Here is a 13,233-nt window from a genome sequence, read left to right as displayed (position 1 = left end):
GGCATCGCGCTCCGGCGCGTTCAGATCATCCGCGACGTGGCGCTGGCATCAGATCGACCGTCGGGGGCGGGTGGTCGTCAGCTGCATCCGGTGGCGACGGGGTCGACGACGAACGCGACGCTCGCGGGTGGGACCTCGACGGTGCCATCGACCTGCTCGGCCTTCATGTCAGGCAGCGTGCCGTCGTCGTCGGCGACGAGCTCGTCGCCGTTGAGCTGAACCGTCGCGCTGTCGAGGTCGCCACTCGTCAGCCGGTAGACCTCGGCGGTACGTGACGCGGTGGCGACGGTGCGGGTCTGGTCGGTCGAGGCGTTGACCACGGCGTACGTGGCGCCGTCCTCGTCGCCGGCCCGGCAGTGGGCGTAGACCGTCAGGTCCTCGACGCTTCCGGTGCTGCTGCTGGCGAGGACCTGGGGACCCATGAGGCGAGACCACAGCACGGCTGCCCAGTAGTCGGGCCGGGGCACGAGGCCGTCCTCGTCGAGGAGGCCGTAGTCGCTGGCCGCGAGCGTGTTGTGGAACACCACGTCGCCGTCGCCGGTCGAGAGGCGGCCGAGGGTGTCGACGTAGCGGATCACGTCGCGATAGGTCGCGGCCCAACGGTCGCCACCGCAGGCGGCCTGGGCGGTCTCGGTGAGCCACATCGGCGCGCCCGGTGCGGTCCGGTCCCGAAGGTCCTCGTAGTAGGCCTTGGTCTTGTCGATGCGCGACAGGAGCTCCGACGTGAGCGCGACGTCGGGGCCCTCGTCGGAGCCGCAGCGCTCGGACACGTTCGGGTAGAAGTGGTAGCTGAACGCGTCGATCCGAGGTTTCGCTCCGTCGGCCAGTGCTTCGCCCGTGATGGACGGACTGATCACCAGCGGGACGACATCAGCGGTCGCTCCCGGAGCGACGATCCGGAGGTTCGGCATCACGTCGTCGACGACGCCGAGGAAGGTCTTGACGTCGCGTCCGTAGGCAGCGCCGTCGTAGCCGGCCGGCATGCCGACCGGCAGGCCCGGCTCGTTGAACAGCTCGGCCGCGACGAGCGGCACGTCGTGTCCCTTGGAGAACTCCAGGAGCGCCCGGGCTTGGTCGCCCTGCCAGGCACCGGCCGCATCGCGCACCGCGTCGTTCGACGCGAACGACGTGGTCACCTCTCCGTGCACGGCCCGTGCGAACTCACCGACGCCGATCCACTGGTCGCCGGTCAACACGCCACCGAACCCCGCCGGGGGCGTTTCGCCGGCGGTACCGCTCGGGTCGAAGTAGGTCGAGTTCGCCCAGGACCCGCTGATCCGGATGTAGGCGGGGCCGAGCGCACGGGCCAGGTTTCGGAGCCGTTCGGAGCTGAGGTCGATCGGCGGTCGGGCAACCTTGCCGTCCCCGGCGTCATACGGCCGCCAGAACTCTCCGCCGGTGACCTCGACCATCTCGATGTTGTACGACTGGAACCGCTCATCGACCGTCGCCACCACCTTGCCGTCGGTGGAGAGCACCACGTCCGCCTTGATGGCCGAGGTCGCGGCGGAGTCCTGGGTGCTGCTCGAACCGCTCGTCGCCGCGTCGTCGTCGCCACTGCAGCCGACCGCTGCCACCAGAGCGAAGACGAGGACCGCAGGAACGGCGAGACGACGACGGAGAGCTTGCTGGGGATGCACCATGGCGGCGACGGTACCAAAACCATTCACCTGACGTGGTTTCGTCGCCCTACGCTGGACGACATGACCGCTACGCCGACCGGGAAGCTGCGGGGCCCGTACGCGAAGTCGTCGACGCAGCGCGACCTCATCATCCGAACGGCGCTGGAGCACTTCGCCCAACACGGCTACCACGGCGCGTCGATGCGCGAGATCGCTCGTGCCGTCGGCTTGAGCCAGGCCGGCCTGCTGCATCACTTCCCGAAGAAGGCCGACCTGTTGACGGCGGTCTTGGACAGTCGCGACACGGTCTCGCTGGTCGCAGCCCAGACTGCGGTCGTGCGGGCGCAGGACCCGCTTGCCGGGATGATCGCGGTGATCGAGGAGAACTCCTCGAACCGTCAACTCGTCCAGATGTTCACGGTCCTGTCCGCGGAGGCGACCGACGAGTCCCATCCCGCCCACGAGTACTTCCGTCAGCGATCACAGCTCATCATCGGGCTCATGCGCACCGGCATCGAACACGCCGTGAAGCAGGGGCTGATCAGACCCGATCTCGACCTCGACCAAGCGGCGAGGCAGTGCCAGGCACTGATGTACGGCTTGCAGGTGCAGTGGCTGTTCGACCCATCGACGGACATGGCCGCCCACTTCCAGGGTCTGCTCGACGGGTTCGCCACGCCGTAGCGGTACCTGAGCGGCGCCACGCCGCGTTCCCGCCGGCGGCTACGGTGTGCCCGTGCAGAGGAGTTCCGCGGCCGCGGAGGCGAAGGCTCCCGCTGGATCGCCGGCGTGGTGGCGAGCTCGCGGTGAGGCGGGCTCTGCTGCCCGGCGGGTGCCCATGACGATCGACCGGATCGTCGCCGCATCTCTCGCATTGATCGACCGTGACGGCCTCAGCGCGCTCACGATGCGGAACCTCGCGACGGAGCTGAGCACCGGCACGACGACCCTGTATCGGCATGTGGGGAGCAAGGACGAGATCGGCGCCCTCGTCGTCGACGAGATCGTGGGGGAGGCCGACCTCGGACCATCGGAGGCCTTTGCGGGGTGGCGGAACGTCATCGAGGAGATGGCGCGCTCGCTGCGCCGCTCGTTGGTCGGCCATCCTCATGCGCTGCCGCTGTTCGTCGAGTCGGTTCCGGTCGGGCCGCATGCCCTTCGAGCCCGGAACCAGGTGCTGGAGCTGCTCCGCGAGCACGGGCTTTCGAGCGATCTAGCCGCTGACCTGCTCATTGCCGTCCTCCACCACGTGCTGGGGTCCGCGCTGCTCAACCCGATGGCGGACTTTCCTGCGGATGGGCCGCAACGCTCGCGCACGCTGTCGTTGCGTGACTTCTACCGGGGATTGCCGAGCGAGGATTTCCCCCGTCTGATCGAGTCGGCGGATCGTTTGACCAGGAACCCCCCGGCTGGGGAGTTCGAGTTCGGGCTCCGCCTTCTGCTCGACGGTGTCGAACTGCGTCTCGCGGGCGGCGGTGCCGCCGGCCTCGTTGAACGAACCTAGGTCGCGCCGCGGGCCGCGCCGGCGCCCAGATCGAGCCGCAGCACCTGACCATCCTCGATCCGGCCGGGGGATGATCGCTCCACGCTGACCGTACGGCCATCGAGCACCCGCGCTACGGGCCGCGTGGGCCGGACCTGAGCGGGCGTGCGGGTGGCGACCTCCCGGTACCCGATCGGGAGCTCGCGGCCATCTCCTCGACCCACCGCGCCGCGGCGGCAGCGTTCCTCAGCACGCCGGGCGGGAACGGCAACAACGCTGCCGCTAAGGTAACAACGTTCCCGTTTGGATTCCCGCAAGGCGGGGACAACGCCGGCGACCGACGATGGGAGACGAACCCGTGACGATCCTTCCGATCCCGACCGAGCCGTACACCGCTCCGACCGACCGGGACATGCTTCCGTCGGAGCGGCGCGAGTTCGTGCGAACCCACCGGACGTGCATCTTCGGATACGGCCGCCAGGTCCACGGCCCGGCGATGTCGGTCGTGTACTACCTCCCAACCACGGATGATGAGCTGCTCGTGTCGACCCTCGCCGACCGGGCCAAGGCCCTCGCGGTCGCCCGCAGCTCCAAGGTCAGCCTCTGCATCCTGGATGAACGATGGCCGTTCACCTTCCTGCAGGTGTACGCCGACGCCACCCTTGAACACGACCCCGACCTGACGATCGCCGTGATGATGGCCGTCGGCGGACGGATGTCGGGCGAGGAGCTCTCCGCTGACGCTCGACCTGTCGTGGCCGCCATGGCCGACGAGGAGCGACGACTCGTGATCCGGTGCCGCCCGTACCTCACCTTCGCCACCCCACCCCGGCACCTCCACCACGAAGGCCAGGACGAGACGCTCACCCACTGGACCTCGGGCAGCATCCCCTGGGATGCCGCAGACCCAGCCTGAGGCGGATCCCATGCGCCGCACCAACAGCTACCTCTGGGGCTCGATCGCAGGCGTTGTTGCCGTCTACCTGATGGTCTGGACGATCGTGCTCTCCACCAAGTCGCGATGAGACCGTGGCATAGGTGCCGGATGGCCATGTCCACGACCCGGCGTCGAGGGACAGGGAGGTGGGGCGAGCGAGCGCGGCCACCTCACAGCGACGATCTCGTGGCTGGGCTGGACTTGTCGCTCCGACGTGGCCGGGCAGGGATCCCCCGGACAAGGGAGACGGGCCCTGAGTACCCGATCGGCGATGACCTCGAGGCGGGCGCTTCGGGGCACCACGCCGCCGACGAGCGCTCGGGCGGGTTCGGGCACCCGGTGGGTCACCGCCGGGCTCACTTCTGCTTGATCAGGTCGAAGACGCCGCGGACGACGTTGTTCACGGTGGCCCGGCCCTCCCGGCTCTTCAGGAAGTCGGTGACCGCGTTGCCATCGTCCTTCTTGGCCTTCGCCTTCGGTTCCTTCGGAGCCGCCTTCGGCTTGGTGGGGGCGTCGGGGACCCTCACGTCGAAGTCGCCGGGGTCGATCCCCGAGTCCTTGACGAGGTCTCCCGGTGAGGGGGCGCCCGGCGGCGGGGGCAGGTCGGGGCGGACGGCCGCCGGATCGGACGGACCGGCCGGGGCCGGAGCCGTCGGCGCCGCGGGGGCCACGCCCATGCGCTGGGCGAGCATCTCACGGGCCGAGGGCCGGTCGAGCTCGGTGGCGTAGGTGGCCCAGAGGTCGCTGGCCTGGGCCATGGTGGCCACCTGGGCGGGGTCGATGGCGCCGATCTTCGACTCGGGCGGTCGCACGCGGGTCCATGCCACCGGAGTGGGGGCGCCGTTGTCGGACAGCGTGGTGACGATGGCTTCGCCGATGCCCAGCTGGGTCAGCGCCTCCTCGAGGTCGTAGTCGGACGTCTTGGGGTAGGTCGACACCGCCGCCTTGAGCGCCTTGGCGTCCCGGGGCGTGTACGCCCGCAGCCCGTGCTGCACCCGGTTCCCCAGCTGGGCGAGGACCACATCGGGCACGTCGTCGGGGAGCTGGGTGATGAAGAACACGCCGACGCCCTTCGACCGGATGAGCCGCACCGTCTGGGCGACCTGGTCGATGAACTCCTTGGGCGCGCCGTCGAAGAGCAGGTGGGCCTCGTCGAAGAAGAACACCAGCTTGGGCTTGTCGAGGTCGCCGGCCTCGGGGAGCGTCTCGAAGAGGTGGGCCAGCAGCCACATCATGAACGTCGAGAACAGCTTGGGCCGGTCCTGGACGGCGGCCAGCTCCAGGCAGTTGACGACGCCACGGCCGTCGGGTGCCAGGCGGATGAGGTGGTCGATCGACACCTCGGGCTCGCCGAAGAACAGCTCGGCGTCCTGCTGCTGCAGCTCCACCAGCTTGCGCAGCAGCACGCCCGCGGTGGCCGATGACAGGCCGCCGATCGACTTGAGCTCGGCCTTGCCCTCGTCGCCGGTGAGGTACTTCAGCAGATCGACCAGATCGACCAGGTCGAGCAGCGGCAGCCCCTTCTGGTCGGCGTAGTAGAAGACGAGCGCCAGCGACGACGACTGCGTCTCGTTGGCGCCGAGCACTTTCGACAGCAGCTGCGGTCCGAAGCTGCCCAGGCTCGCTCGGACGGGCACGCCCGGTCCTTGGCCGCCGAGCGCCCAGAACTGCACCGGCGTGCCGGTCGGCGTGTAGGTGAGCTTCAGCTCGTCGATGCGGGCTTGGATCTTGTCGCCGGGCTGGGCGGGCTCGGCCAGGCCCGTGAGGTCGCCCTTGATGTCGGCGGTGAAGACCGGAACCCCCTGCGCCGACAGCTGCTCGGCCAGGAGCTGGAGCGTGACGGTCTTGCCGGTGCCGGTGGCCCCGGCGATGAGCCCGTGGCGGTTGCACATCGCGGTGGGGATCTGGACCACGGCCTCGGGGTAGCTGGTGCCGTCGAGGACCGCCCGCCCGATGTCGACGGTGGCGCCGGTGGAGGCGTAGCCCGCGGCGATCCGGGTGCCGAAGGCTTCGGTGGGCTGGTCGGTGGGGGTCACGAGCGCGAACGGTAGCCCGCTCGTACCCTGGCGACGTGCGCCGATCGGCTCTGCTCCTCGCCCTCGCGGTGCCGCTCGCGCTGGTCGGCTGCTTCGATCCCACCACCGGCCACCCCCCGGCGAAGGACGCGGCGGTGCCGGCGTTCGCCAGCGCTGTCACCACGGTCGATGCGGCTGCGCTGGGGTCGAGCTGGCGGGCGGGCTGCCCGGTGGGCCCGGCCCAGCTCCGGCGGGTCCGGGTGGCGTACTGGGGCTACGACGGCGCGGTGCACCACGGCGACCTGATCGTCCACCAGGACGTGGCCGACGACGTGGCCGGCGCGTTCGGGCAGCTCTACGCCGCCCGCTTCCAGATCCGGCGCATCCACCCGGTCCAGGTGTACGGATCGAGCGACGATGCGTCGATGGCGGCCAACAACACCTCGGCGTTCAACTGCCGCAAGGTCACGGGCGGGTCGGGCTGGTCCGAGCACGCCTACGGGATGGCGATCGACATCAACCCGGTCCAGAACCCATACGTGACCAGGAGCGGCACGATCCTGCCGCCGGCGGCCAAGCCGTGGGCCGACCGCACCTTGCGGGTCCCGGGCATGATCCACGCCAAGGGCGCGGTGCGGGCCGCGTTCGCGGCGATCGGGTGGTCGTGGGGCGGGGCGTGGACCGACCCGAAGGACTACCAGCACGTCTCGCTCACGGGCCGGTAGGCGCCGCTCGGCCGGGTCGGGCCGGCCCCGGCCCGGTCAGCGGAACTGGTCGAGGACGGCGTTCGCCTCGGGCTGATCGAGGTCGAGCACGGCGGCGCCGCCACTGGTGGTCCGGCCGGTCACCGGGAGCACCACCGACTCCGGGTTGAGGCGGCCCATGTCCCAGGCGAAGCGAGCCGCCTCCCACATCGTCATCTGGTCGTCGATGCGCAGCCCACCGGACATGTTCTCGGCAGCGTCCCTGAGCGTGAACGGGTTCCGCTTGCCGCCGGCCTTCTTCATGATCTCCCGGAGGAAGACCTGCTGGCGCTGGACGCGGCCGAGGTCGCTGGTGGGATCGGGCACCGCCTTGCCGTCGATCCACTCGTTGTAGTGCCGGGACCGCACGAAGGCGAGCGCCTGCTTGCCGTCGAGGTGCACGAGCCCGGCCTCCTTGATGTCGAGGCCGGACGCCGGATCGAACGCGGGGTGCGGGAAGTAGATGTCGATGCCGCCGAACGCATCGACGAGCCCGCCGAAGGACTCGAAGTCGATCTCGATGTAGTGGTTGATCGGGATGCCGAAGTTCTGGGTGACGGCCTGGATGAGGTTCCCGGGCCCTTGGTTGTAGGTGGCGTTGAGCCGCCCGTTCTCGCCCGTGGCCGGGTTCTCGACCCACAGGTCGCGGTTGAGCGAGAGCATCTTGGCGTGACCGTCTTCGATCCGGAGCACCATGATCGTGTCGGACCGGGCGCCCTGCACGCCCTGGCGCTGGGCCTCGCCGGTGCGGCCGTTGTCGCTGCCCACCAGCAGGTAGTTGGTGGCGCTGCCGCTCTTCGGCGTGAGCTGGGCGCTGACGGGCACCTTCTCGATCTTGTCGAAGACGTTGCTCGCCCACCGGTAGGCGCCGAACGCGGTGAGGAGGAGGAGGATCACGACCACCACGGAGGTGATGGCGATGATCCGGCCGACCCGGCGCTTGCGCTTCCGCTTCGGCGGGCGGGCCCCAGGAGCGGTCGCGGTGCTGGGGCCGTCGGCGTCGGCGGCCGGTGACGGGGCGCGCACGCCGATCAGGCGCTCGGCGATGATGCCGAGCGCGAGGCCGATCAAGAGGTAGAGGGCGAACTTCACGGGCGGGGCCGCCTCGGCGGCGGGAGGACCTCACCGGAGATGCGGGTGCGGTCGCTGTCGTCGAGAGCACGGGTGCCGGCGGGCCGGGAGGGGGCGCCCTCGGCCTCGACGCGGAGGTCGACGGGGCCGACGCCGATCACGTCGCCCGCCGCCAGCGTCTGCGCCGAGTTGGGCGTGAGCAGCCGGCCGTTGAGCGTGGTGCCGTTCGACGATCCGCTGTCGGTGATGGTCCACGCCGATCGGCCGCGGCCGATGGTGGCGTGCGCCCGGCTGACCCTGGTGTCGTCGACCACGATGGTGCTGTCGGTGCTGCGGCCGATGGTGATCACGTCGCTGCCGAGGACGATGCGCTCGGAGGTGTCGGTGCGCACCACGGCCAACCGGGTGGACCGTCCCCCCGTCGGGGCCTTCGGTGCGCCGGCCGGCGGCGGCGTGGTGGGCTTGGCCTTCTTGGGGCCCTCGGGGTCGACCGCCAGCGCGTTGGGCACCCCGGGGCGGCGCGACGGGTCGGCCTCGAAGCGGATGTCGATGGTCCCGTCGAGCTCCCAGCCGTTGTCCTGGGCGGCCGTGCGCAGGGCATCGGTGAGCCCGTCGACGAACCACCCCCGCGTCTCGTCGACCACCTCGAGGTCGTCGGCGCTCAGCTGGATCAGGTAGCGGGCGGGGGCCTCGGTGCGTCCCTGCCGGTTGACCCGGACGTGGCGGACCATCTCGGAGAAGCAGGCCCGCTGGAGCTCCGGTGCGGTGAGCGTCTTGCGCCGCCCCACGCTGCCGCTGACCGTGCGCGCGACCGACGCCGCCTGGGCGACGGTCTGGGGACGACGGAGCTTGCGGGAGCCGACGAACCCGAGGAGGGCGCCGACGGCGATGACCGCGACGGGGAGCAGCAAGGGGAGAGGAGCTCTCTCAGATGATCTTCGTGGAGGAGGAGACCTCGTGCGACGTGAACGTGGCCTCGCCGCCGAGGCAGCTGCCGATCGCGCCCATGAACTCCGCCATGTGGGCGCTGCCCATGTGGGCATCGATGGCCGCCTGGTCCTCCCAGATCTCCACGCCGTTGATGATCGTGGGGTCGAGGACGTCGGTGGACATCCGGTAGTCGATGCAGCCCGCCTCGGCGCGCGTGGCCGGGACGAACGCGGCGATGGCGGCCTCAGCCTCGGCGCGCAGGTCGGGGTTGATGGTGAGGTAGCCGGTGACGACGAACATCGGGAGCGGTCCTTGGGGTCCGGGGTGGGTCGGTCAACGTTAGAGGGCCGGCACCCCTGAACTCATGACACCCGTTCGAACCGCACCTGCCGGGTGGCCACGTCGGCCAGGGTGCAGCGCACGTGGACCGAGGCGCCGAGCGGGAGGTTGCTGGTGTCGCAACGGGCCCGGACCGGCGGCTCGTCGAGCACGACCGTGCCGTAGGACGCTCCTGTCTCCACCACCGATGCGGCGAAGACCTTGCCGACCCGATCGGTCAGGACGAAGGCCTCGGTGGCGTCGATGACCGCCCGGTCGAGCTTCTTGCTCAGGCTGTCGCCGGCGGCCATCTGCTCGGGCAGCTGGGGCAGTGCGTCGGTGACCCACCCGGGGACGGGCCGGCCGTGGGAGACGGCGAGGCAGATCTCGGTGCCGAAGCGGTCGACCAGACGGCGGAGCGGCGCGGTCACGTGGGCGTAGGGGGCGCCGACGCCGGCATGGCCCGGGTCGGCCGGAGGCGCCCCGGAGAACGGCGTGTAGGCGGCGCCGCGCAGCAGCTCGGCCGCCAGGTCGGCGAACGCGGCGTGGCGGGGCTGCGAGGTGTCGAGGGACGCGAGCACGTCACCGGGGCCGGCCCCGTCGGGCCAGGCGATGCCCAGGTTGCGGGCCGCTGCTCGGAGCCGGGGGAACGCCGCCTCGTCGGCCTTCGGGACGGTCCGGAGCACGCCGATGCCGGCGTCGAGCATCAAGCTGGCGGCCGCCCGACCCGTGAGGAGCGAGATCTGGGCGTTCCACTGCTCGATGGGCAGGTCGGCGCGCAGCTCCACGGTCCACGAGCCATCGGGCGTGGCCACGACCGATTGCTCCGGCAGGCCGAGCTCGATCGCCCCGCGGGCGCGAGCGGCCTGCAGGAGCGCGGCGCCGATGGCGGGGAAGGCCTGGAGCACCGGCGGGGCGGTCCCGGCGTCGAGCTGCTCCTGGACGCCCTGGTAGGTGAGCTGGGTCCGGCTGCGCACCATCGCCCGGTGGACGTCGATGGCGGTGGTGGTCCCGCTGGCGTCGACGTCGATGGTCCAGAGCGCGGCCGGCCGGGGCCCGTCGGGCAGCAGCGATGCCGCGCCCTCGCCCAGGACCTCGGGGTGCAGCGGCACCCGCCGGTCGGGCGCGTAGTAGGTCTGCGTGCGGCGGTGGGCCTCGAGGTCGAGCGCCGATCCCGAGTCGACCCAGCTGGCCACGTCGGCGATCGCGTACGACACGCGCCACCCGTCGCCTCGGGTCTCGATCGCCACGGCCTGGTCGAGGTCCTTGGACCCGGCCGGGTCGATCGTCACCAGCTCGAGGTCGGTGGCGTCGACGTGGTCGGGGAAGGTCCGGCCCGCCTCCTGCTGGGCCTGCGCCAGCACCTCGGGCGGGAACGGGCCCGGGATCCCGAGCTCTCGGCGGATGTCGTCGAAGCCGAGCGGAGCGGCGGCGGACGATCGGATGCGATGGGCGACCACGTCGAAGGTTCTAGCGGTTGCCGGTCGGTAGCCTCGGCCCATGTCCGACTACCCGGCTCGCTGGGAATCCGAGGTGGTCCTCTCGGACGGCGGGACGATGGCCGTCCGCCCGATCCGCCCCGACGATGCCGAGCGGATCGTCGCGTTCCACGAGCGCCAGTCGCCCGAGAGCATCTACTTCCGCTTCTTCTCGCCTCGGCCCCGCCTGTCGGAGCGAGACCTCGACCGGTTCACCCGGGTCGACTACGTCGACCGGATGGCGTTCGTCGGCCTCATCGGCGACGACCTGGTCGGCGTGGCCCGCTACGACCGCCACCGGGCCCGCAGCGATGCCGAGGTGGCGTTCTTCATCGACGATGCCCACCACGGCCGGGGCATGGCCACGGTCCTGCTCGAGTACCTCGCGGCGGCGGCGCGGGAGGCCGGGATCTCGGGGTTCACCGCCTCGGTCCTGCCCCAGAACCGCAAGATGCTCGGCGTGTTCACCCAGGCCGGGTTCACTGCGTCGAGCCGGTTCGAGGACGGGGTCATCGAGGTGCAGCTCGACATCGAGCCCACGCCCGAGGCCCTGGCCGCCATCGAGGAGCGGGCCGGTCAGGCCGAGGCGCGGTCGGTGGAGCGGCTCCTCCGGCCCTCGTCGATCGCCGTGATCGGGGCCTCGCGCACGCCCGGGACCATCGGCCACCAGGTCTTCCACGAGCTGGTCAGCAGGGGGTTCCAGGGGCCGGTGTACCCGATCAACCGCGAGGGCGACTTCGTGGCGAGCGTCCGGTCGTGGCGCTCGGTGCTCGACGTGCCCGGCGAGCTCGACCTCGCCATCGTCTGCGTCCCGGCCGACGAGGTCCTGCGCGTCGCCGAGGAGTGCGCGTTCAAGCGGGTGCAGGGCCTGGTGGTCCTCTCCGCCGGGTTCGCCGATCGCGACGAGGAGGGCGAGGCGGCCGAGATCGAGCTCGTCTCCTACGCCCGCCGCCACGGCATGCGGCTCATCGGCCCCAACGCCCTGGGCATCATCAACACCGACCCGGCGGTGGCCATGCACGCCACGTTCGTGCCGGTCGATCCGGTGGCCGGCCGGGTCGGGCTGGTCGCCCAGTCGGGTGTGATCGGCGCCGCCATCATCGATGCCGCCCGCCAGATCGATCTGGGCATCTCGTCGTTCGTGGCGGTCGGCAACAAGGCCGACGTGTCCAGCAACGACCTCCTCCGGTACTGGCAGGACGACCCGAACACCGACGTGGTCATGTGCTACCTCGAGTCCTTCGGCAACCCGTCGAAGTTCAGCCGCACGTCGCGCGCCCTCTCCCAGCACAAGCCGGTGGTGGCGGTGAAGGTGGGTGGCTCGCCGGCCGACCGCTGGGAGGAGCCCGAGGGCTGGCCGCCCGGCGCCACCGCCGCGGCCCTCCTGGAGCAGACGGGGATCGTGCGCGTCGACAACCTCACCCAGATGCTGCACACCGCCGGCGTGCTGGCCGACCAGCCCTTGCCGCGCGGCAGCCGCGTCGCCGTCGTGACCAACTCGTGGGGTCCCGCCTGGCTGGCCGTCGATGCGCTCAAGGCGGCGGGCCTGGTGCCCGGAGAGCCCGTCGACCTGTCCAACGAGGCCGACCCCGCCAGCTTCACCGACGCCCTCGCCGAGGTGTACGCCTCGGGCCACGTCGACGCGGTCCTGGTGATCTACGCCCCTGCGATCGTGGGCCACTACCGCCGTGTCGGCGAGGCGATCCTGGCCGCGGCCAAGGGCGCCGGCCCCGTCACCACGGTGGCCTGCATGCTGGGCGAGCACCGGCGGGGCCTGCTCACCGACGGCGACCTCCGCATCCCGGAGTTCCCGTTCCCCGAGGAGGCGGCGCTCGCCCTCGGCCGGGTCACCCGCTACGCGGCGTGGCGGTCGCAGCCCGTGGGGCACCTCGCGGAGCTCTCCTCCCCGGCCAAGGCCGACGCCCGGGCCCTGGTGGCCGGCTGGCTCACCGACGCCCCCACCGACCACCGCACCTGGCTCGACGCCCTCCAGGCGGAGGCGCTGCTGGCCTGCACCGGGCTGGCCCCGGCCGCTCAGGTGCTGGTCGATGATGCCGACCAGGCCATCGCGGCCGCCCACCTCCTGGGGTTCCCGGTCGCCCTCAAGGCCTCGGGGCTGGAGCGGCTCTCGAAGACCGAGGCCGGCGGCGTGTCGCTCGACGTGCACGGCGACGACGAGGTCCGTCACGCCTACGAGCGCATGGAGGCCGTGCTCGGCTCCGCCATGCACCCGGCGCTCGTGCAGGTGATGGTGCCCGAGGGCGTCGAGTGCCGCGTGGGCGTCTACCGCCACCACGTCCTCGGCGACGTGCTGACGCTCGGTCCCGGCGGCGCGGCGGCGGAGCGGGTGGCGCACGAGTCGATGCAGATCCTGCCGCTCACCGATGCCGACGCCGAGCGCCTGATCGACGCCTCGGTCCTCGCGCCCCTCGTGACCGAGGCGGGGCCGGCCGCCCGCGAGGCCCTGATCGACCTGCTGTGCCGGCTGGCCTCGCTGGCCGACGCTGTGCCCGAGATCGTGGCCGTGCGCCTCAACCCGGTGCTCGTCGTCGAGGGCTCGGCGGCCATCACCGATGTGCGCATCGGCCTCTTGCCCTACGTCGCCGATTCCCGTCCCCGGGTGCGGCGGCTCTGAG

At 71.4% G+C, this 13,233-nt stretch carries 12 protein-coding genes; 6 read left to right on the top strand and 6 right to left on the bottom strand.

All coding sequences use genetic code 11. The features are described from left to right. Window positions 1–77 precede the first annotated feature (77 nt). A complete protein-coding gene (locus ACPPVX_RS01270; protein WP_426573068.1) occupies window positions 78–1,643 on the bottom strand; it encodes a hypothetical protein in 1,566 nt (521 codons plus the stop codon). Window positions 1,644–1,703: 60 nt separating this feature from the next. On the opposite strand from ACPPVX_RS01270, the gene ACPPVX_RS01265 reads away from it, so the two are divergent. The 4 genes from ACPPVX_RS01265 to ACPPVX_RS01250 all read left to right on the top strand — a co-directional run bounded on the left by ACPPVX_RS01265 (window position 1,704) and on the right by ACPPVX_RS01250 (window position 4,130). Then, window positions 1,704–2,306 (top strand): TetR/AcrR family transcriptional regulator, encoded by a 603-nt coding sequence (locus tag ACPPVX_RS01265; protein WP_426573067.1) that lies wholly within the window; start codon window positions 1,704–1,706, stop codon window positions 2,304–2,306. Window positions 2,307–2,460: 154 nt separating this feature from the next. Further along, window positions 2,461–3,126 carry a TetR/AcrR family transcriptional regulator gene (locus ACPPVX_RS01260; RefSeq protein WP_426573066.1) on the top strand — a complete coding sequence of 222 codons (666 nt, stop codon included), beginning with the start codon at window positions 2,461–2,463 and terminating at the stop codon, window positions 3,124–3,126. 391 nt (window positions 3,127–3,517) lie between these two features. Next, entirely contained in the window at window positions 3,518–4,021 is a 504-nt protein-coding gene (locus tag ACPPVX_RS01255; protein WP_426574972.1) for a pyridoxamine 5'-phosphate oxidase, read from the top strand. Beyond that, window positions 4,002–4,130, top strand: coding sequence for a hypothetical protein (locus tag ACPPVX_RS01250; RefSeq protein ID WP_426573065.1), 129 nt, complete (start codon window positions 4,002–4,004; stop codon window positions 4,128–4,130). Before ACPPVX_RS01255 ends, ACPPVX_RS01250 begins: the two co-directional genes overlap by 20 nt. 268 nt (window positions 4,131–4,398) lie before the next feature. Here ACPPVX_RS01250 and ACPPVX_RS01245 read toward each other — a convergent pair whose 3' ends face one another. After that, window positions 4,399–6,078: a helicase HerA-like domain-containing protein gene (locus ACPPVX_RS01245; RefSeq protein WP_426573064.1), complete on the bottom strand. Its 1,680-nt coding sequence runs from the start codon at window positions 6,076–6,078 to the stop codon at window positions 4,399–4,401. Between the two features lie 35 nt (window positions 6,079–6,113). Here ACPPVX_RS01245 and ACPPVX_RS01240 point away from each other — a divergent pair, with 35 nt between their 5' ends. Next, on the top strand, window positions 6,114–6,782 hold the full coding sequence (locus tag ACPPVX_RS01240; protein ID WP_426573063.1) for a M15 family metallopeptidase: 669 nt from the start codon (window positions 6,114–6,116) through the stop codon (window positions 6,780–6,782). 36 nt (window positions 6,783–6,818) lie between these two features. On the opposite strand, the gene ACPPVX_RS01235 is transcribed toward ACPPVX_RS01240, so the two are convergent. The 4 genes from ACPPVX_RS01235 to ACPPVX_RS01220 all read right to left on the bottom strand — a co-directional run bounded on the left by ACPPVX_RS01235 (window position 6,819) and on the right by ACPPVX_RS01220 (window position 10,579). Continuing rightward, a complete protein-coding gene (locus ACPPVX_RS01235; protein WP_426573062.1) occupies window positions 6,819–7,892 on the bottom strand; it encodes an LCP family protein in 1,074 nt (357 codons plus the stop codon). After that, a complete protein-coding gene (locus tag ACPPVX_RS01230; protein ID WP_426573061.1) occupies window positions 7,889–8,782 on the bottom strand; it encodes an FhaA domain-containing protein in 894 nt (297 codons plus the stop codon). Before ACPPVX_RS01230 ends, ACPPVX_RS01235 begins: the two co-directional genes overlap by 4 nt. Window positions 8,783–8,798: 16 nt before the next feature. Beyond that, window positions 8,799–9,101 carry a putative quinol monooxygenase gene (locus tag ACPPVX_RS01225; protein ID WP_426573060.1) on the bottom strand — a complete coding sequence of 101 codons (303 nt, stop codon included), beginning with the start codon at window positions 9,099–9,101 and terminating at the stop codon, window positions 8,799–8,801. 62 nt (window positions 9,102–9,163) lie between these two features. Beyond that, on the bottom strand, window positions 9,164–10,579 hold the full coding sequence (locus ACPPVX_RS01220; protein WP_426573059.1) for an RNB domain-containing ribonuclease: 1,416 nt from the start codon (window positions 10,577–10,579) through the stop codon (window positions 9,164–9,166). 40 nt (window positions 10,580–10,619) lie between these two features. Here ACPPVX_RS01220 and ACPPVX_RS01215 point away from each other — a divergent pair, with 40 nt between their 5' ends. Then, window positions 10,620–13,232: a GNAT family N-acetyltransferase gene (locus tag ACPPVX_RS01215; RefSeq protein WP_426573058.1), complete on the top strand. Its 2,613-nt coding sequence runs from the start codon at window positions 10,620–10,622 to the stop codon at window positions 13,230–13,232. Window position 13,233: the final 1 nt, after the last annotated feature.

The organism is Aquihabitans sp. McL0605 (genome assembly GCF_049993875.1).
GTDB lineage: Bacteria > Actinomycetota > Acidimicrobiia > Acidimicrobiales > Iamiaceae > Aquihabitans.
Note: the sequence above shows the minus strand (reverse complement) of the source record. Positions and strands in the feature narration are given on the sequence as shown.

Excerpts from the sequence above, each read along its gene's own strand:
- ACPPVX_RS01270 (WP_426573068.1), bottom strand. The coding sequence starts at position 1,643 with ATGGTGCATCCCCAGCAAGCTCTCCGTCGTCGTCTCGCCGTTCCTGCG.
- ACPPVX_RS01265 (WP_426573067.1), top strand. The coding sequence starts at position 1,704 with ATGACCGCTACGCCGACCGGGAAGCTGCGGGGCCCGTACGCGAAGTCG.
- ACPPVX_RS01260 (WP_426573066.1), top strand. The coding sequence starts at position 2,461 with ATGACGATCGACCGGATCGTCGCCGCATCTCTCGCATTGATCGACCGT.
- ACPPVX_RS01255 (WP_426574972.1), top strand. The coding sequence starts at position 3,518 with ATGCTTCCGTCGGAGCGGCGCGAGTTCGTGCGAACCCACCGGACGTGC.
- ACPPVX_RS01250 (WP_426573065.1), top strand. The coding sequence starts at position 4,002 with ATGCCGCAGACCCAGCCTGAGGCGGATCCCATGCGCCGCACCAACAGC.
- ACPPVX_RS01225 (WP_426573060.1), bottom strand. The coding sequence starts at position 9,101 with ATGTTCGTCGTCACCGGCTACCTCACCATCAACCCCGACCTGCGCGCC.
- ACPPVX_RS01215 (WP_426573058.1), top strand. The coding sequence starts at position 10,620 with ATGTCCGACTACCCGGCTCGCTGGGAATCCGAGGTGGTCCTCTCGGAC.